This is a genomic window from Klebsiella sp. X1-16S-Nf21, from assembly GCF_002837615.1.
GTDB classification, from domain to species: Bacteria; Pseudomonadota; Gammaproteobacteria; order Enterobacterales; family Enterobacteriaceae; genus Klebsiella; species Klebsiella variicola.
The window spans coordinates 76194-94223 of record NZ_PJDK01000003.1 but is presented as its reverse complement, the minus strand read 5'-3'; the positions used below and the strand labels follow the sequence as shown (position 1 = coordinate 94223).

The 18030-nt window shown below is 55.8% G+C and carries 17 protein-coding genes, 2 pseudogenes and 1 riboswitch; of the genes and pseudogenes, 7 read left to right on the top strand and 12 right to left on the bottom strand.

Features of this window, described 5'->3' with window-relative positions:
- The first annotated feature begins 12 nt into the window (after positions 1-12).
- The 3 genes from CW267_RS02800 (at position 13) to mntP (ending at position 2371) form a co-directional block, all read left to right on the top strand.
- Entirely contained in the window at positions 13-864 is an 852-nt protein-coding gene (locus CW267_RS02800; protein WP_004145526.1) for a PTS mannose transporter subunit IID, read from the top strand.
- Positions 865-926: 62 nt separating this feature from the next.
- Positions 927-1385: a DUF986 family protein gene (locus tag CW267_RS02795; RefSeq protein WP_008804288.1), complete on the top strand. Its 459-nt coding sequence runs from the start codon at positions 927-929 to the stop codon at positions 1383-1385.
- 199 nt (positions 1386-1584) lie between these two features.
- A riboswitch (yybP-ykoY riboswitch) is annotated at positions 1585-1687 on the top strand.
- Positions 1688-1804: 117 nt separating this feature from the next.
- Positions 1805-2371: a manganese efflux pump MntP gene (gene mntP / locus CW267_RS02790; RefSeq protein ID WP_008804287.1), complete on the top strand. Its 567-nt coding sequence runs from the start codon at positions 1805-1807 to the stop codon at positions 2369-2371.
- A 3-nt stretch (positions 2372-2374) separates the two neighbouring features.
- Here mntP and rlmA read toward each other — a convergent pair whose 3' ends face one another.
- The 7 genes and pseudogenes from rlmA to mgrB form a co-directional block, all read right to left on the bottom strand.
- A complete protein-coding gene (gene rlmA / locus CW267_RS02785; RefSeq protein ID WP_008804286.1) occupies positions 2375-3169 on the bottom strand; it encodes a 23S rRNA (guanine(745)-N(1))-methyltransferase in 795 nt (264 codons plus the stop codon).
- 60 nt (positions 3170-3229) lie between these two features.
- Entirely contained in the window at positions 3230-4978 is a 1749-nt protein-coding gene (ftsI, locus tag CW267_RS02780; RefSeq protein WP_008804285.1) for a peptidoglycan glycosyltransferase FtsI, read from the bottom strand.
- A gap of 187 nt (positions 4979-5165) precedes the next feature.
- The gene (gene cspE, locus CW267_RS02775; protein WP_001062678.1) at positions 5166-5375 is read right to left on the bottom strand and encodes a transcription antiterminator/RNA stability regulator CspE; all 210 of its coding nucleotides are present in this window, start codon (positions 5373-5375) and stop codon (positions 5166-5168) included.
- Positions 5376-5460: 85 nt separating this feature from the next.
- Positions 5461-5532 (bottom strand): annotated as a pseudogene (locus CW267_RS02770) (DUF2627 domain-containing protein); the annotation flags it as partial.
- Between the two features lie 97 nt (positions 5533-5629).
- Positions 5630-5839 carry a hypothetical protein gene (locus tag CW267_RS30275; protein ID WP_153242727.1) on the bottom strand — a complete coding sequence of 70 codons (210 nt, stop codon included), beginning with the start codon at positions 5837-5839 and terminating at the stop codon, positions 5630-5632.
- Positions 5840-6123: 284 nt separating this feature from the next.
- Complete coding sequence (locus CW267_RS02755) at positions 6124-6414, bottom strand: YebO family protein (protein WP_002911374.1); 291 nt, start codon at positions 6412-6414, stop codon at positions 6124-6126.
- Between the two features lie 74 nt (positions 6415-6488).
- The gene (gene mgrB / locus CW267_RS02750; RefSeq protein ID WP_002911375.1) at positions 6489-6632 is read right to left on the bottom strand and encodes a PhoP/PhoQ regulator MgrB; all 144 of its coding nucleotides are present in this window, start codon (positions 6630-6632) and stop codon (positions 6489-6491) included.
- Between the two features lie 159 nt (positions 6633-6791).
- Here mgrB and CW267_RS02745 point away from each other — a divergent pair, with 159 nt between their 5' ends.
- Positions 6792-7031, top strand: coding sequence for a YobH family protein (locus tag CW267_RS02745; RefSeq protein WP_008804283.1), 240 nt, complete (start codon positions 6792-6794; stop codon positions 7029-7031).
- A gap of 58 nt (positions 7032-7089) precedes the next feature.
- Here the strand turns inward: CW267_RS02745 and kdgR are convergent, their stop codons facing one another.
- The gene (kdgR, locus tag CW267_RS02740) at positions 7090-7881 is read right to left on the bottom strand and encodes a DNA-binding transcriptional regulator KdgR (RefSeq protein ID WP_008804282.1); all 792 of its coding nucleotides are present in this window, start codon (positions 7879-7881) and stop codon (positions 7090-7092) included.
- A 177-nt stretch (positions 7882-8058) separates the two neighbouring features.
- Between kdgR and CW267_RS02730 the strand changes: the two genes are divergently transcribed.
- On the top strand, positions 8059-9429 hold the full coding sequence (locus CW267_RS02730; protein WP_012541268.1) for an MFS transporter: 1371 nt from the start codon (positions 8059-8061) through the stop codon (positions 9427-9429).
- A gap of 69 nt (positions 9430-9498) precedes the next feature.
- On the opposite strand, the gene htpX is transcribed toward CW267_RS02730, so the two are convergent.
- From htpX to CW267_RS02710, 4 genes and pseudogenes are all read right to left on the bottom strand, one after another.
- Positions 9499-10383: a protease HtpX gene (gene htpX, locus CW267_RS02725; protein WP_008804280.1), complete on the bottom strand. Its 885-nt coding sequence runs from the start codon at positions 10381-10383 to the stop codon at positions 9499-9501.
- Positions 10384-10618: 235 nt separating this feature from the next.
- A complete protein-coding gene (gene prc, locus CW267_RS02720; RefSeq protein ID WP_008804279.1) occupies positions 10619-12667 on the bottom strand; it encodes a carboxy terminal-processing peptidase in 2049 nt (682 codons plus the stop codon).
- A 19-nt stretch (positions 12668-12686) separates the two neighbouring features.
- A complete protein-coding gene (gene proQ / locus CW267_RS02715; RefSeq protein ID WP_032741230.1) occupies positions 12687-13361 on the bottom strand; it encodes an RNA chaperone ProQ in 675 nt (224 codons plus the stop codon).
- 81 nt (positions 13362-13442) lie between these two features.
- Positions 13443-13956: pseudogene (locus CW267_RS02710) on the bottom strand (GAF domain-containing protein).
- A gap of 132 nt (positions 13957-14088) precedes the next feature.
- Between CW267_RS02710 and yebS the strand changes: the two are divergent.
- Together yebS and CW267_RS02700 are read left to right on the top strand one after the other, a co-directional pair.
- Positions 14089-15372, top strand: a complete 1284-nt coding sequence (gene yebS, locus CW267_RS02705; protein ID WP_008804276.1) for a membrane integrity lipid transport subunit YebS — start codon at positions 14089-14091, stop codon at positions 15370-15372.
- Positions 15341-17974 (top strand): PqiB family protein, encoded by a 2634-nt coding sequence (locus tag CW267_RS02700; protein WP_100780969.1) that lies wholly within the window; start codon positions 15341-15343, stop codon positions 17972-17974. Before yebS ends, CW267_RS02700 begins: the two co-directional genes overlap by 32 nt.
- The last annotated feature ends 56 nt before the right edge of the window (positions 17975-18030 follow it).

Here is an 18030-nt window from a genome sequence, read left to right as displayed (position 1 = left end):
CAGGTGAGCGAAATGGTTGATATGACTAAAAATACCACCGAGAAAAAACTCACTCAGAGTGATATTCGTGGCGTGTTCATTCGTTCTAACCTGTTCCAGGGGTCATGGAACTTCGAACGTATGCAGGCGCTGGGCTTCTGCTTCTCTATGGTTCCGGCAATCCGTCGCCTGTACCCGGAGAACAATGATGCGCGTAAGCAGGCGATTAAACGTCACCTTGAGTTCTTCAACACCCATCCTTACGTTGCCGCTCCGGTACTGGGCGTAACCCTGGCGATGGAAGAGCAGCGCGCCAATGGCGCAGAGATTGACGATGGCGCCATCAACGGCATCAAAGTCGGTCTGATGGGGCCGCTGGCCGGCGTGGGCGACCCGATCTTCTGGGGTACCGTGCGTCCTGTGTTCGCGGCCTTAGGCGCTGGGATCGCGATGAGCGGTAGCCTGCTCGGTCCTCTGCTGTTCTTTATCCTGTTCAACGCAGTGCGTCTGCTGACCCGTTACTATGGCGTCGCCTATGGTTACCGCAAAGGCGTGGACATCGTTAAAGATATGGGCGGCGGTTTCCTGCAGAAACTGACTGAGGGGGCGTCAATCCTCGGCCTGTTTGTCATGGGGGCGCTGGTTAACAAGTGGACGCACGTGAATATTCCGATGGTGGTGTCAAAAATCACCGGTTCTGACGGACAGGTTCACGTCACCACGGTGCAAACCATCCTCGACCAGTTGATGCCGGGCCTGGTACCGCTGCTGTTGACCTTCGCCTGTATGTGGCTGCTGCGCAAGAAAGTTAACCCACTGTGGATCATCGTTGGCTTCTTCGTCATCGGTATCGCGGGCTACGCTGTCGGCCTGCTGGGTCTGTAATTTCCAGGTTGTACGCCGGGGGCTTGCCCCCGGCTTTTTTTTATCAGGAGGAACGCAAAGCAATGACATTCACGGACCTGGTGATCATCCTGTTTATCCTTGCGCTACTGGCCTACGCGGTGTATGACCAGTTCATTATGCCGAGGCGGAACGGCCCGGTGCTGCTGGCCATCCCCCTGCTTCGCCGCAGCCGCGTTGACGGTCTGATCTTTGTCGGCCTCACCGCCATTCTGATCTATAACAACATTACCCAGCACGGCACCCCGATCACCACCTGGCTATTATCTGCCCTGGCGCTGATGGGTCTCTATTTATTCTGGATCCGTACGCCGAAAATCATTTTTAAACCGCGCGGTTTTTTCTTCGCCAACGTGTGGATAGAATATCAGCGAATTAAAGAGATGAATTTATCCGAGGACGGCGTGCTGGTGATGCAATTAGAGCAACGGCGGCTGCTTATTCGCGTACGAAATATCGACGACCTGGAGAAAATCTACAAACTTCTCGTTTCAACTCAATGAGTTATAAATATAGCCAGCGCTATATTTTCCAGTTTTTCTCTGGAAAAACATATAGCCATGGCTATATTTCCCCTGCCTCCTCTTCCCTTTTTTATTAACTATTTATTTACTTATAAATTCAAATGAAAATCGTTATCATTTGGTTATTAAAATAGCCGTCTTCTGTTATTGTTTTATATTCTAAAAATATGTTAAGGTTGCGCCCGTCGTTGGGGAGTAGCCGATTTCCTGTTTGTCAGGAAATGTACGTGTCAACATACTCGTTGCAAAACGTGGCACGTACGGGTTGAAGTGATTCAATCAGGCGAGACCATAGATACATCACTGCTGTACGTATTGCTCAGCCATTGAGCGGCTCCGCGTATATTTACTGGGGGCAGCGATGTGTCATATGGATTATCCCCGGTCAGGACACGCACATGAATTTATCCGCTACCATTCTTCTCGCCTTCGGCATGTCTATGGACGCCTTTGCAGCCTCTATCGGCAAGGGTGCCACCCTGCACAAACCTAAATTCTCAGAAGCCGTCCGCACCGGGCTGATTTTTGGCGTGATTGAAACCCTGACCCCGCTGGTCGGCTGGGGACTCGGCATGTTGGCCAGCCAGTTTGTCCTCGAGTGGAACCACTGGATTGCCTTTATTCTGCTGGTGTTTCTCGGCGGGCGAATGATCGTGGAAGGTGTTCGCGGCGACAGCGACGAGGCGTGCGACGCGCCTCGCCGTCATGGTTTCTGGCTGCTGGTCACCACCGCCTTCGCCACCAGCCTTGACGCGATGGCCGTTGGTGTGGGTCTGGCCTTCCTGCAGGTCAGCATTGTGACCACCGCGCTGGCGATCGGCTGCGCGACGTTTCTTATGTCGACGCTGGGGATCATGGTCGGTCGCTTTATTGGCCCGCTGTTGGGCAAACGGGCCGAAATCCTCGGCGGTATTGTGCTGATTGGCATCGGCAGCGAAATCCTCTGGAGCCATTTCGCCGGTTAAGCCTTACGCCTCGCGCTGCCAGCAATGGATCATGAAGTCGGTCTGGCAGCCAAACGTCGCCTGCTGACGCAGCGCGGCGTGCACCTCAGGCTTAGCCCGCCACGCGAACGGCGTCATCTGCAGCAGCGCCTGCGCTTCACTTCCCGTCAGGGTCATCGGATAGGCCAGCTGCTGCTGAGCGTCCAGGCGGAATCCCGGCATCGCTTCCGTCTTCAGCTCATGCAGGCGTACCTCATCGTAAATCAGCCCTTTTAGCTCCAGCAGATGGCGGGGTCCCGGCGTGGCGGTGATCACCCATCCGCCAGGCCGCACCACCCGCGCCAGCTCTTCGGCGTTGCAGGGGGCGTAAATGCGCACTACCGCATCGAAGCTGTTATCAGAGAACGGCAGACGCTGGCTGGAGGCGACGCAAAAACTGACCTGCGGGTAGCGTTTTGCCGCCGCGCGGATCGCTGGCTTCGACACGTCCAGCCCCCAGCTATGGCTGGCGATGGTGGCAAACGCGTGGGTGTAATACCCTTCGCCACAGCCGATATCCAGTAAATCCGCAGGGGCGTGGTGCCGCAGCCGTTCGGCGATCGCCTCCCGTAGCGGCTGATAATGACCCGCATCCAGAAACGCCCGCCGGGCCTGCATCATCTCAGCGCTATCGCCGGGATCGCGCGACCGCTTGAACTGCACCGGTAGCAGATTGACGTACCCCTCTTTCGCCAGATCGAACTGGTGCCGCTGCGGGCAGGAATAGTGGTTGTCGCCGCGGCTTAACGGCGCGTGGCAAAGGGGGCAACTGTATGACATGACGGCTCCGGTGTTGCTAAAGGGCGAAAGTGTAGCGCTATTCGCCCCTTCAGACCACTGTTACAGCGCCGGCGCCAGCGGATGGCTGTCGTGCATCACGATCAGATTCTCCGCCCCTTGCGGCATGCCGTCCGGCATGACGTTCTCCAGCCGCAGGACATCCCCCATGATCTGGCTGAAGACCGGCGCGGACACCGCCCCGCCGTAATAGGAGCCATTACTCGGATCGTTCATCACCACCACCAGCGCAAACTGTGGACGACTGGCGGGCGCCACGCCGGCGGTGTAGGCCACATATTTATCGATATATTTGCCGTCCGGACCGATTTTCTTCGCCGTCCCGGTTTTTACCGCCACCCGGTAGTCGCGCACTGCCGCTTTGGTCCCGCCCCCGCCCGGGAGCGCCACGCTCTCCATCATATGCTCTACGCTGTGCACGATGTTCTCCGGCATCACCCGCGTACCTATCACCGGCGGATCGATGCGGGTTATCGATAACGGTCGTTCAATACCGAAACCGCCGATAGTCGCGTAGACGTGCGCCAGCTGGAGCGGCGTCACCATTAACCCATAGCCGAAAGCGAAGGTAGCGCGATCCAGCTGCCCCCAGTAGCGACGATGCGGCATCAGCCCGGCGCTTTCCCCGGTCAATCCCAATCCGGTCGGCTCGCCGAACCCAAATGCCTGATAGGTATCAAGCAGATGCTGCACCGGCATAGCGAGCGAGAGATGCGACACGCCGGTATCACTGGATTTTTGCAGGATCCCGGTCAGACTCAGCTCCGGATAATAGCCCACATCGCGGATGCGGTGGCCGTCGAGGACAAACGGATGGGTGTCCACCACGCTATCCGGCTGGACAATCCCCTGCTGGAGCGCGGTCATGATCACCAGCGGTTTGACGGTCGACCCGGGTTCGAAGGTGTCGCTGATGGCGCGGTTGCGGAAATCATCCAGCGTCGCGCTGTCGCGATTGTTCGGATTGAAGTCCGGGTAGCTGGCCATCGCCAGAATCTCACCGGTATCAATTTTGATCAATACCGCCGCCCCGGATTCCGCCTTATTCCAGCGAACGGCATTATCCAGCGCATCTTCGGTCACCGTCTGCAGACGTTCATCAATACTCAGCTGCAGATTATGCGCCGGGACTGGCGGCACTTCGGTAATATTTTCAATAACATTGCCATGTTTATCTTTGCGCACCAGGCGTCGTCCGGGTTTGCCGGTCAGCTGGGCATTAAAGCTTTTCTCCACCCCTTCGATGCCCTGATTATCGACGTTGGTAAAGCCCAGCAGATTGGCAGCCACATGACCAGCCGGATAGAAACGTCGCGATTCATCGCGCAGATAGACGCCCGGGAGATGCAGTTTATCAATCCACTCCGCCTGCTCCGGATTGATCTGACGCGCCAGATAGAGAAAACGGGCGTGAGGATGACTTTGTACCCGTTGGGCCAGCTCACCGAGGTTGAGATGCAGTGCTTCGGCCATTGCCTGCCAGCGAGGACCATAACCAACCCCACCCTTCTCCATGGTGGTCTGCGGGTCGATCCAGATAGCGCTGACCGGTACGCTCACCGCCAGCGGTCGTCCTTCGCGGTCGCTAATCATGCCGCGCTCCACCGCCACAGGCTCTTCGCGCAGAGAACGCATGTCTTCTTGTTTTACCAGGTTATCGGGAGAGACAATTTGCAGCCAGCCCACGCGGGCCAACAGCAGTCCCAGACAACCAAGAATGGCCACACAGAGTAACCCGAAGCGAATCGGGGTAAAGCTGGCGGCGGACTTCATTTTTTTCTTTAGCACCATAGCTCCGGCATCATTTTGCAACCATCTGATTTAACAGAAAATTAGCAAAACAGACTGCTACACAATGCTAATAAAGTTGACTATTTGCAACAAGACGCGACGGAAGGGGGTAAAATGACATGCTTTGCAATAAAAACGCAAAAGCCCCGCGCAGGCGAGGCTTTTATACAAGAAGAGTGGTCTTGTATCAGATAGCAGTTACGTTAACTGCAGCCGGACCTTTCTGGCCGTCCTGAATTTCGAACTCAACGTTCTGGCCTTCAGCCAGAGTTTTGAAGCCGTTACCCTGGATAGCGGAGAAGTGTACGAACACGTCTTTGCTGCCATCAGCCGGAGTAATGAAACCAAAACCTTTAGACTCGTTGAACCACTTAACTTGACCTTTAATCTTTGCCATTTGCAAAATTCCTTAGACTGTTTTCTTCGCCTGCTGGCGTTTACATAGATAAAACTGACACATAACTGCATGAGGCACTAATTTAAGGTTCGGCAGAGAAGCGGTATTCAACGACAACGTGTTTACTCAGGACTTCTTTACTGAAAATGCCACACATAAACAGAACTGTACCTCGTTTAACCCGAAACGTGTTATCACATACTACGTAAATAATGGCAAGCCATTTTTAAACGTGTCACGATCGTTCGCACAAATTATAAGGTAATCATTTGATCGCCTGCACATTTATGCGTCTTTGCCGCTCCTGGCAAGGCGTTATAGCATTCGCTAATATCACCTGGTTGCTGCCTCATTACTGCAACTTTTTTACCATAGCTCAACAACTTCGCTTCGTCCAGGTATGTACGTATACGAACCGCCATGCTGACGGCGCTTCGCTGAAGGCGATGAATATTGATGCGCATAATTACTCATAACAGCAGACGAAAAATCGCTAAAGCCGTACCAGTGTAGTGATAATAAAATCTGTTAGTCGTCACGCTAAAAATAGAGCTAATTCTGCACCTTAATAATGAAAAAATGATGACAGTGTCACATTCCAGGGCAATAAACGCGGCGGGAATGACTTTATTTACAGCGTGTAAAAAAGGGAATAATGCGCGGGGAAAGGAATAATGGAATAAGAATAAGCTATTACTGCCAGCTATCATGCAGGTGCGCATCTTATGATGCACACCTGTGGAGGTACTTAGCGCTCTGCCACCAGGCGGATAAACTCATCCTCTCCTTTCGCCTTGCCTGCGACGGTCGGCTCGGCCACGTCCTCTTTTTCCGGCGCATTAGCTTCGCAAAGGCGACGTAACAGCGCATTCTGCCGCTTTTGCTGATCCAGCAGCGCTTGCAGCAGTTCTATCTGCTCGTTCGCCCGCGAACTGGCGCGGTTGACGAAGAACCATAACAACAGACCGACAAGCAGCAACGCGACGGATACAGCCAGCGAAGCCAGATTTAAGATCCCAGGATTTAGTAACTCACTCATTTCACCACCTCAAAGAGAAGGCGTTCATTCTACCACCCACACCGCAGAAGGAAATCAGTCGTCAGAAAAATGTCTTACCACGGGATGAATTTATTGATAGTGCAAATGCCGCTGAAAAACTGAACATCCTGGTCGCACATTACGTTAAGCATCTGAGTCCACAGCAACAGGCAGCCTGCTATGATGACTATCAGTAAAACCCACCGTAATTTTTTCACTCCACTCTCCGCATTAGTACTTTATCTCACCAGGATAACACGGCCTTCTTAAACCGCGGCTAACTGTAATACGAACGGCAAGTTTAGGAATCATCGACTTGTTTCAAAACGTGTTCGTGTCAAAATCACGGCAAGGATCATACAAATAATGAGGCATCAATGCGATTAATCATTCGTACTATTGTCGTCGTGGCTATCTTATGGATTGGCGTATTATTAAGCGGCTATGGCGTATTATTCCACAGTGAAGAAAACGTCGGTGGTCTGGGTCTTAAGTGTCAGTATCTCACCGCCCGCGGGGTCAGTACCGCACTTTATGTGCATTCCAATAGCGGTGTGATCGGCGTCAGTAACTGTCCCATTCTGCGCAAAAGCGCAACCGTGGTTGATAACGGTTAAAATCACTCCGGCGAGCGCGACAATAGCACAGCGCTCGCCGGATGTTTCAGCTACCGCGTCAGAACGGGTAGTCGTTGTATCCCATTTGCTCAGAAATCTTGCGCGCCGCCTGATGCAGCATCGCCACATATTCATGCAAACGTTCTTCTGAGAAACGTAGCGTCGGGAAAGAGATGCTCAGTCCGGCGATAACTACGCCGAAACGATCGAACACCGGTACCCCGATGCAGCGTAGTCCCTCTTCCTGCTCTTCGTTATCTTCGCCATATCCCTGCTCGCGTACGCCATCCAGCACCTTCAGCAGCGCTTCCGTGCTGGTGATGGTCCGCTCGGTGCTGCGTTTATACTCCACGCCCTCGAGGATCTGCTCCACTTCGCTGCGATCGCGCCACGCCAGCAGTACCTTACCAATCGCGGTACTGTACAGCGGATTGCGACGGCCGATACGCGAGTACATCCGCAGATTGTACATCGAGTCAATCTTGTGGATGTAGACGATGCTGTCTTCATCCAGCGCCCCGAGGTGAATAGTCTCTTTCGTCAGCCGGGAGAGTTCGCGCATCTGAATATCGGCGCTGCGTACCAGGTCGACGTTCTGCAGCGCACGAGCGCCCAGCTCGAACAGCTTGAGCGTGAGGGAGTATTTCTCTGACTCGCCTTCCTGCGCCACATAGCCCAGTGATTTCATGGTCTGTAAAAAGCGATAAACGGTGCTTTTCGACATCATGACGCGCTGGGACAGTTCGGTAATGCCAATTTCACGCTCTTCACCCAGCGCCTGTAAGATGCCAAAAACCTTCAATACCGAAGAGACAGAATCTGGCTGTTTATCCAAATCTGCACCTGCCATTTATCACCTCGCCGTAACTGTTTTATAAAATTTAGAACCGGTTTTTATTATAAATTCGCCGCCTCTGCGCCGCAATCATTCTTCTGCCACTTCGTTACAAATCTGCGACATACTGCGGAATAATCAATGCTAAACTCATCATTCAAAAAACCGTTTCATTTAAGACTTATATTCACCATGGATAAAAATTCTTCCGATGGCGTGCCGCTGCCGCAACGCTATGGCGCCATTCTGACCATCGTGCTGGGGCTGACCATGGCCGTGCTCGACGGGGCTATCGCCAACGTCGCGCTCCCGACCATCGCCAGCGATCTTAACGCCTCGCCGGCGGCGTCAATCTGGATCGTTAACGCCTACCAAATCGCCATTGTCATCGCCCTGCTACCGCTCTCTTTCCTCGGCGATATGGTCGGCTATCGCCGCATCTATAAGATAGGCCTGGTGGTGTTTATCTTTACCTCGCTGGCCTGCGCCCTGTCGCGCAGTCTCGACATGCTGACCTTCGCCCGCGTCGCCCAGGGGCTGGGCGGCGCCGCGCTGATGAGCGTGAACACCGCGTTGATCCGCCTGATTTATCCGCAGCGCTTTCTCGGCCGCGGCATGGGCATCAACTCCTTTGTAGTCGCCGTCTCTTCGGCGGCAGGCCCGACGATCGCCGCGGCGATCCTCTCCCTCGCCTCATGGCAATGGCTGTTTTTAATTAACGTTCCCCTCGGGATCGTCGCTTTTGTTCTGGCCATGCGCTTTCTGCCACCCAACAACGCGCGCAGCAAAATTATCCGCTTCGATCTGCCGAGCGCCATCATGAACGCCCTCACCTTCGGGCTGCTGATCACTGCGCTCAGCGGGTTCGCCCAGGGACAGTCTGTTCAGCTGGTGCTGGCGGAAGTGGCCGCCATGCTGGTGGTGGGCTTTTTCTTCGTTCGCCGCCAGCTCAGCATGCCCGTCCCCCTGCTGCCGGTCGACCTGCTGCGCATCCCGCTCTTCTCACTCTCTATCTGCACCTCCATCTGCTCCTTCTGTGCGCAGATGCTGGCGATGGTCTCCCTGCCCTTCTTCCTGCAGACGATGATGGGGCGCAGCGAAGTGGAGACCGGCCTGCTGCTGACGCCGTGGCCGCTGGCGACCATGGTGATGGCGCCGCTGGCCGGTTATTTGATTGAGAAATGCCATGCGGGACTGCTGGGGGCCATTGGGCTGCTGGTTATGGCCTGCGGCCTGTTCGGCCTGGCGCTACTGCCCGCGTCGCCTTCCGATCTGGATATTATCTGGCGTATGGCGCTGTGCGGCGCCGGTTTCGGGCTGTTTCAGTCGCCGAATAACCACACTATTGTCGCCTCGGCTCCGAGCCATCGTAGCGGTGGCGCCAGCGGGATGCTGGGTACCGCTCGCCTGCTCGGTCAGAGCACTGGCGCGGCGCTGGTCGCCCTGCTGTTCAACCTGCTCGGCAACAGCGGCACCCATACCGCCCTGCTGCTGGCCGGCATTCTGGCGACCGTTGCCGCACTGATTAGCGGTCTGCGCGTCACCCAGCCGCGCGCGGCCTGATAAACGGCGGCAAAAAAAATCCGCAGCTTTCGGGCTGCGGATTTTTATTTTTAGCGTCGAACCGACGGATTACTTCAGATACTCACCGCTACGCAGGGCTTCAATACGTTTATCCAGCGGCGGGTGAGTCATAAACAGCTCGCTCATGGATTTCGCTTTACCATTGATGCAGAACGCCATCATGCTGCTGGCTTCCTGTGGCTCATAGCTGGTTTTCAGACGCTGCAGGGCAGCAATCATCTTCTCGCGGCCCACCAGTCGCGCCGAGCCGGCGTCAGCGTGGAACTCGCGATGACGAGAGAACCACATGGTAATAATGCTGGCCAGAATACCGAACACCAGTTCCAGCACCGTGGCGACAGCGAAGTAGATCAGCGGGTTACCATTGCTGCTCTCCCCTTCATCTTCCCGGTTGCCGCCGAGGAAACCGGCCGCAATCTGGGCAATCACGCGCGAGATAAAGATAACGAAGGTGTTCACCACCCCCTGAATCAGCGTCATGGTCACCATATCGCCATTAGCGATGTGGCTGATTTCATGGGCAATGACCGCTTCCGCTTCATCACGGCTCATGTTTTGTAGCAGCCCGGTGCTGACGGCGACCAGCGAGGCGTCGCGACGCGCGCCGGTAGCAAAAGCGTTGATATCAGGCGCGTGATAGATAGCCACCTGCGGCATGGCAATGCCCGCCTGCTGCGCCTGTTGGGCGACGGTGTGCATCAGCCAGCGTTCCGTTTCGTTGCGCGGCTGCTCGATCACTTCCCCACCCACAGACTTCAGGGCCATCCATTTCGACATCATCAGCGAAACGATAGAACCACCGAAGCCGAACAGCAGGGCCATAATCAACAGACCGGTCATGCTGCTGGATTGGATCCCCGTGAGGCTTAACACCAGCCCGAACACGACCATTACTGCCAGGTTCGTCAGCAGGAAAAGCGCGATTCGCATCATAATTTTCTTTTTACCTCAATTTAACAAAACGCACTATGCGATTACCCACATCGTATGGGTCAGGCTGCAATTTTCAACCATCAACCCCCGCTAAGTCACGATAAAAACACAACTTTACATTTTGTAGCATCTTGCTGACAGCGGCCGGGCAGGTTGACATTTTGTTAGTTGAGCTGAAAGGTGATGACAAAAGCACAAAATAAAACGGGCACCCTCTGAGGTGCCCGTTTGTTGTTTATTTACTGGCTGGCGGTTCCACCGCCGGGCGCGCTTTTTCAAGATGCGCCAGGTCTACCGCGATATGGACCGTTTCATCAAGATACGGATCCGGCTCCTGGTAATCCTTCGGCAGGTCATCCAGTTTTTTCAGCAGCGGTTTGCCTTCGCGTTTCAGGCGATCGTTAATCCGCGCCAGACGAATCGCATCATCCTCTTCGTTCTCTTTCTCACGCTGGGCGTAGTTCAGAGAGACGATGTTACGCTTGTCCTTCATCGCGTTATAACGGGCAATATCCTTCATGATGTACTGGAACTCTGGATCCTGCGCGATACGCTCATCATGGCGCTTGAGCAGTTCCGGTCCAAACGGGGTCAGATCCCCGGACTTCACGTAGGTGGCTGCGTTGATGCTATCCCACGGCAGCGCGTTGTCTTCATATTGCTCGCCGGTCTCACGATCTTCATTACCGGTTGGCATCATGATATCCGGCGTCACGCCTTTACGCTGCGTACTGCCGCCGTTAATACGGTAGAACTTCTGGATGGTGTACTGGACGGAACCTAACGCCGGCCAGTCCGGACGCAGCATCTGATCGTAGATACGATTCAACGAGCGATACTGCTGTACCGTCCCTTTACCGAAGGTCGGCTCGCCAACGATCAGCGCGCGGCCATAATCCTGCATCGCCGCGGCGAAGATTTCAGACGCCGAGGCGCTAAAGCGGTCAACCAGCACCACCAGCGGCCCTTTGTAATAGACCACGCCGTCGTTGTCGCTGTCTTCGCGGACCTTGCCATTGTTATCACGGACCTGCACTACCGGGCCGGACGGAATAAACAGACCCGAGAGCGATACCGCCTCGGTCAGCGCCCCGCCGCCGTTGCTGCGCAGATCAATGACGATGCTGCTGACGTTCTGTTTTTCCAGCTTCTGCAGTTGCACCTTCACATCATCGGTGAGACCAACGTAAAAGCCCGGAATATCCAGCACGCCGACTTTTTCTTTACCAACGGTTTTCACCGACATCTTCACCGCACGGTCTTCCAGACGGATCCGCTCGCGGGTCAGGGTCACGATACGCGTCTTGGCCCCTTTGCCAGCCGGCAGGATCTCAAGGCGCACTTTGCTGCCCTTCGGCCCTTTAATCAGCGCGACCACGTCATCCAGACGCCAGCCGATGACATCAACCATCGGCTTCCCGGTCTGGCCAACGCCAACGATACGGTCGCCGACGCTGATCGCTTTGCTCTTCGCGGCCGGACCGCCCGCCACCAGCGAATTGATGACGGTGTAGTCATCATCCATTTGCAGGACAGCGCCGATCCCCTCAAGAGAGAGGCTCATCTCCGTGTTGAACTGCTCGGTATTACGTGGAGACAGGTAGTTGGTGTGCGGGTCGATTTCGCGAGCGAAGGCGGTCATCGCCAGCGAGAAGACATCTTCGCTGTTGGTTTGCGCCAGACGACGGATCGCGAACTTATAGCGACGCGTTAAGGTGTCGCGGATCTCTTTATCGTCTTTGCCCGCCAGCTTCAGGCTTAACTGGTCAAACTTCACCTTGGCGTCCCACAGCGTGTTCAGCTCGGCCTCATCTTTTGGCCACGGCGCTTTGGAGCGATCAAGGTTAAAATTATCGTTGCCGGTAAAGTCCATCGGACGTTCCAGCACTTTGAGCGCATACTGATAGCGCTCAAAGCGACGCTGCTGCGCCAGGTTGTAAAGGTCGTAGAAGACGTCCAGTTTCCCGGTGCGCAGTTCGTCGCCGATTTGATCTTTTTTGGCCGCAAACTTCGCCACATCGCTGGCCAGCAGCACATTGTGGCTGTAGTCCAGCAGGTTAAGATAACGGTCAAAAATCTTTGCCGAGAAGGCGTTGTCGAGATCAAACTGACGGTAGTGAGAACGGGTAAAGCGCGACGTCACGCGCTCGCTCACCGTCGCGTGCTGCGGCTCTTCTTTCAGCACGGGTATTTGATCTGCACGGGTTATTTCATCAACAGCGAAAGCATGGCCTGCTATTGCCAGCAGGCCCGCAAGCGCGGTGATTTTAAAAAATGTGTTCATGCCTGGCCCGGCCTCCGTTTCAGAACACCAGGTGTTCTGCGCGTACAATCATTGACATACCAGAAGTCAGCTGTACACGAACGCCATCTTTGGTGATTTCCAGAACGGTGGCGTCCATTGCGTTATTGCCTGCTTTTACCTTCAGCGCCTGGCCGACGGTCAGAACGGAAACATCCGAAACCGGAGTATGACGCTCTTCACGCGGGGCTTTGGCCGCAACAGGACGCGGTTTACGCTGTTCAGCGCCTTCTTTACGACGCGGCTGCTGAGGACGTGGTTTACGCTCGCGGCGAACCCCTTCATCCTGCTGACCTGCGGCGGCGGCTTCGCGTTTTTTCGCCTGCTGGGCAGCGCGCTGCGTCTGAACGCGAGCTTTCGCTTCTTCCAGCTGCTGGCGCGCATGGGCAATGTGCTGTTCTTCCAGTTCGCCGCACGGGTTGCCGTCCAGGTCAACGCGGATAGCGCCGGCTTTCACGCCGTACAGATAACGCCAGCTGGACGTGTAGAGACGTAATGCAGCGCGAAGCTGGGTTTTGCTGAGATTCATCTCACCACCCACTCGCTCAACGAGATCCTGAAAAATACCAATTTTCAGGGGGCGCGCTTCGCCTTCAGCGCTAAAGCACTGCGGGAAACGTTCGGCCAGAAAGGCGATAACTTCTTTACTGCTATTCAACTTAGGTTGATTTTCCATGAAATTTCCTGATTACAACGGACGTAGCCAACAAGCCGCAGGCATGAACAGGCGACATTATAATGACGTCCTCGCTAAATGCTACGTTATCCGTTGATTATCCCACGACACGGGTAAAGATTTTTTGATAATCAGTGGCCGCGATAAGTTTTTCCAGTTGCTCGACCAGCGTGCGCAACCCCTGCTCATCTTCAGCTGTGAAGCGGCCATACGCCGTGCTGTCGATATCCAGCACGCCGATAATCTGGTCGTTCACGCGCAGGGGAAAGACAATTTCTGAATTACTGGCCGCATCGCAGGCAATGTGACCATCAAACGCATGCACGTCCTCTACGCGCTGGACCTGGGCTTGCGCCACCGCGGCGCCGCAGACGCCGCGGCCAACCGGAATGCGCACACAGGCCAGTTTGCCCTGGAACGGCCCCAGTACCAGGGTATCGCCTTCCAGAAGATAGAAACCGGCCCAGTTGACCTCGCTCAGCCGCTCGAACAGCAGCGCGCTGGTATTGGCGATCATCGCCAGAAAACTGGTTTCACCTGCCATTAATGCCTGGAAATCGCGGTTCAGATCCGCGTAAAATTCTGTTTTGCTCATTATATCTTCACTTGGTTGTCTTACTGCCTGATACGTACAGCCTACTAAAATAAGCATTAAATGCGCTTAGGCTCAAGATGAATTCATTCATAGGTTAAGATAGTGGGATACATTCATTCCTGTACGTAATAAATGCCGATAAAAACACCAACGATTAAACCTGCGAAGAAGTTGGTCGTGCATGCCGTCAGCACACCGCTTCCCTATGCGCATTATCAGCGCTGTACGCAGTGTGACATGCTCTTTCGCTTACCGGTGCTTAAACGCAACCAAAGCGCCTGGTGCCCACGCTGCAACGCCAAGGTGCGCGATGGGCGCGACTGGTCGCTGACGCGTTTGGGCAGCATGGCCGTTGCGATGCTGCTGCTCATGCCTTTTGCCTGGTCGGAGCCTCTGCTGCGCCTGCACCTGCTGGGCGTGCGCATCGACGCCAACGTCCTGCAAGGGATCTGGCAGATGACCGCGCAGGGTGACCCGCTTACCGCCGCCATGGTGCTGTTTTGCGCGGTGGTCGCCCCGGTGCTGCTGGTGGTCTCGATTAGCTATCTCTGGCTGGGCAACGTGCTGGGGATGAACCTGCGCCCGGTGCTGCTGATGCTCGGCAAGCTCAAAGAGTGGGTGATGCTGGATATCTATCTGGTGGGTATTGGCGTCGCCTCCATCAAGGTGCAGGATTACGCCTTTCTGCAGCCCGGCATCGGCCTGGTGGCGTTTATCTCGCTGACGCTACTGAGCATCCTGACGCTTATTCACATGAACGTCGAAGAGCTGTGGGAGCGTTTCTATCCTGAACGGCCAGCGACCCGCGCCGATAACAATTTACAGGTGTGCACCGGCTGCCACTACACCGGCTACCGCGACGCGCGTGGCCGCTGCCGACGCTGCCACTCCCCGCTGCATCATCGCCGGCCACAGAGCCTGCAGCGCAGCTGGGCGGCGCTGATTGCCTCGCTGATATTTCTCTTACCAGCCAACCTGCTGCCGATCTCGATCATCTATGTTAACGGTGCGCGCCAGGACGATACGATCCTTTCCGGGATCATCTCCCTTGCCAGCAGCAATATCGCCATCGCCGGAGTGGTATTTATCGCCAGTATTTTGGTGCCATTCACCAAAGTTATAGTGTTATTTACCCTATTGGTCAGCATACAATTCAAGTGCGAGCAAGGCTTGCGCACCCGCATCCTGCTGCTGCGGCTGATAACCTGGATTGGCCGCTGGTCGATGTTGGATCTGTTTGTTATTTCACTCACCATGTCGCTAATCAATCGCGATCAGCTCCTCGCTTTCACCATGGGGCCGGCGGCGGTTTACTTCGGCGGTGCGGTAATTTTAACTATTCTTGCAGTTGAATGGCTGGACAGCCGCTTACTTTGGGACGCACATGAGTCAGGAATCGCCCGCTTCGCAGACTGAAGCCAGAATAAAAACTAAACGCCGTATTTCGCCATTCTGGCTGTTGCCGGTCATCGCGCTGCTGATTGCCGCCTGGCTCATCTGGACCAGCTTTGACGACCGCGGATCGACGATTACCATCGATTTCCAGTCCGCTAACGGCATTGTGCCGGGGCGGACGCCTATCCGTTATCAGGGGGTCGAGGTCGGCACCGTCCAGGATATTAGCCTCAGTAAAGATCTGAGTAAGATTGAGGTTTCCGCCAGCATCAAACGCGATATGAAAGATGCGCTGCGCAAAGAGACCCAGTTCTGGCTGGTCACCCCAAAAGCCTCTCTGGCGGGGGTCTCCGGGCTGGATGCGCTGGTGGGCGGGAACTACATTGGCATGATGCCTGGCAAGGGTGAGCCCGAAGATCACTTCGTGGCCCTCGACACTCAGCCGAAATACCGCATCAACAACGGCGAGCTGATGATCCACCTGCAGGCGCCGGACCTTGGCTCCCTGAACAGCGGCTCGCTGGTCTATTTCCGCAAGATCCCGGTCGGGCGCGTGTATGATTTCACCCTGAATGCCAATAATCAGGGGGTCACCATCGATGTCCTGATCGAGCGCCGGTTTACCAACCTGGTGAAAAAAGGCAGCCGATTCTGGAACGTCTCCGGGATCAAAGCCGACGTCGGCCTGAGTGGGGCAAAAGTGCAGCTGGAGAACCTTTCTGCGCTGGTGAACGGCGCTATCGCCTTCGATTCACCTGCCGATTCGCAGGTTGCGGCGCAAAACGATGACTATCATCTGTACGAAGATCTGGCGCATAGCCAGCGCGGTGTGCTGGTCACCCTCGACCTGCCCGACGGCGATGGGCTGAAAGCAGGCTCGACGCCGCTGATGTATCAGGGGCTGGAAGTGGGTCAGTTAAGTAAGCTGAATCTTAACCCCGGCGGCAAAGTGACCGGCGAGATGACCGTCGACCCGAGCGTGGTGACGCTGCTGCGTGAGAAGACGCTGATTCAGATGAAGAAGCCGAAAATTTCCCTCGATAACCCCAGCGTCAGCGCCCTGCTCACCGGCAATACCTTTGAACTGGTACCCGGTGAAGGCGAGCCGCGCAACCACTTCTCCGTCATGCCAGCAGATAAAGCGCTGCTGGAGGAGCCCAACGTCGCCACCGTCACGCTCTCGGCGCCGGAAAGCTACGGGATTGACGGCGGCCAACCGCTGGTGCTGCACGGAGTAAAAGTCGGCCAGGTGCTGGAGCGCAAACTGACGGCCAAAGGGGTGACCTTCCAGGTCGCGATTGCCCCCGAATACCGCGATCTCATTCGCGGTGACAGTAAGTTTGTGGTTAACAGCCGTCTGGATGTCAAAGTCGGACTCGATGGCGTGCAGGTGCTGGGGGCCAGCGCCAGCGAATGGGTTAATGGCGGGATCCGGGTCATTCCGGGAGAAAAAGGCGAAATGCAGAGCAGCTACCCGCTGTACGCCAACCTCGAAAAGGCCCAGGAAAACAGCCTGAGCGAAGTGCCGACCACGACCTTAAGCCTCTCAGCCGAGACCCTGCCTGACGTTCAGGCCGGCTCGGTGGTGCTGTATCGTAAATTCGCCGTCGGCGAGATCATCGCCGTCAAACCGCGCAAAGACGCTTTCGATATCGATTTGCATATCAAGCCGGAGTACCGCTACCTGCTGAGCAACAACAGCGTCTTCTGGGCCGAAGGGGGGGCGAAGGTCAAACTTGACGGCAACGGACTCACCGTTCAGGCCTCGCCGCTGGCGCGCGCCATTAAAGGGGCGATCAGTTTCGATAACCTCAATGGCAGCAGCGCCAACGCGCGGCTGAATAACAAACGTATCCTTTACGCTTCGGAAACGGCGGCGCGCGCCGTGGGCGGCCAGATCACCCTGCACGCGTTTGACGCCGGGAAGATGGCGGCCGGGATGCCGATTCGTTATCTCGGCATCGATATCGGTCAGATCCAGTCCCTGGAGCTGATCACCGCCAAAAACGAAGTGCAGGCGAAAGCGGTGCTCTACCCGGAATACGTCGGTACCTTCGCCCGGGCCGGGACCCGCTTCTCGGTGATCACCCCGCAAATCTCCGCCGCGGGCGTCGAGCATCTCGACACCCTGTTCCAGTCCTATATTAACGTTGAGCCCGGACGCGGGCCGGCGCGCCGCGACTTTGAGATCCAGGATACGACGATTAGCGACTCACGCTATATCGACGGCCTGAACATCGTGGTGGAAGCGCCGGAGGCGGGGTCGCTTGGCATCGGTACGCCGGTCCTGTTCCGCGGCCTTGAAGTGGGGACGGTCACTGGCCTGTCGCTGGGGTCAATGTCCGATCGGGTGATGGTGAAACTGCGTATCAGCAAGCGCTACCAGTATCTGGTACGCAATAACTCGGTGTTCTGGCTGGCCTCGGGTTACAGCCTCGACTTCGGCCTGGTTGGCGGCGTGGTGAAAACCGGGACCTTCAATCAGTTTATCCGCGGCGGGATCGCCTTTGCCACACCGCCGGGGACGCCGCTGGCGCCGAAGGCCCAGGATGGCAAGCACTTCCTGCTGCAGGAGAGCGAGCCGAAAGAGTGGCGGGAATGGGGCACCGCCCTGCCGCAGTAACCCTCACAACGCTTTTCCCGCACCGGCCAACGCCGGGGCGGGAAGATGACTCACCG

Bases quoted from the DNA above. Each gene is read 5' to 3' on its own strand.
- CW267_RS02800 (WP_004145526.1), top strand. From the start codon at position 13: ATGGTTGATATGACTAAAAATACCACCGAGAAAAAACTCACTCAGAGT.
- CW267_RS02795 (WP_008804288.1), top strand. From the start codon at position 927: ATGACATTCACGGACCTGGTGATCATCCTGTTTATCCTTGCGCTACTG.
- mntP (WP_008804287.1), top strand. From the start codon at position 1,805: ATGAATTTATCCGCTACCATTCTTCTCGCCTTCGGCATGTCTATGGAC.
- rlmA (WP_008804286.1), bottom strand. From the start codon at position 3,169: ATGTCATACAGTTGCCCCCTTTGCCACGCGCCGTTAAGCCGCGGCGAC.
- ftsI (WP_008804285.1), bottom strand. From the start codon at position 4,978: ATGGTGCTAAAGAAAAAAATGAAGTCCGCCGCCAGCTTTACCCCGATT.
- cspE (WP_001062678.1), bottom strand. From the start codon at position 5,375: ATGGCAAAGATTAAAGGTCAAGTTAAGTGGTTCAACGAGTCTAAAGGT.
- CW267_RS30275 (WP_153242727.1), bottom strand. From the start codon at position 5,839: ATGCGCATCAATATTCATCGCCTTCAGCGAAGCGCCGTCAGCATGGCG.
- CW267_RS02755 (WP_002911374.1), bottom strand. From the start codon at position 6,414: ATGAGTGAGTTACTAAATCCTGGGATCTTAAATCTGGCTTCGCTGGCT.
- CW267_RS02745 (WP_008804283.1), top strand. From the start codon at position 6,792: ATGCGATTAATCATTCGTACTATTGTCGTCGTGGCTATCTTATGGATT.
- kdgR (WP_008804282.1), bottom strand. From the start codon at position 7,881: ATGGCAGGTGCAGATTTGGATAAACAGCCAGATTCTGTCTCTTCGGTA.
- CW267_RS02730 (WP_012541268.1), top strand. From the start codon at position 8,059: ATGGATAAAAATTCTTCCGATGGCGTGCCGCTGCCGCAACGCTATGGC.
- htpX (WP_008804280.1), bottom strand. From the start codon at position 10,383: ATGATGCGAATCGCGCTTTTCCTGCTGACGAACCTGGCAGTAATGGTC.
- prc (WP_008804279.1), bottom strand. From the start codon at position 12,667: ATGAACACATTTTTTAAAATCACCGCGCTTGCGGGCCTGCTGGCAATA.
- proQ (WP_032741230.1), bottom strand. From the start codon at position 13,361: ATGGAAAATCAACCTAAGTTGAATAGCAGTAAAGAAGTTATCGCCTTT.
- yebS (WP_008804276.1), top strand. From the start codon at position 14,089: ATGCCGATAAAAACACCAACGATTAAACCTGCGAAGAAGTTGGTCGTG.
- CW267_RS02700 (WP_100780969.1), top strand. From the start codon at position 15,341: ATGAGTCAGGAATCGCCCGCTTCGCAGACTGAAGCCAGAATAAAAACT.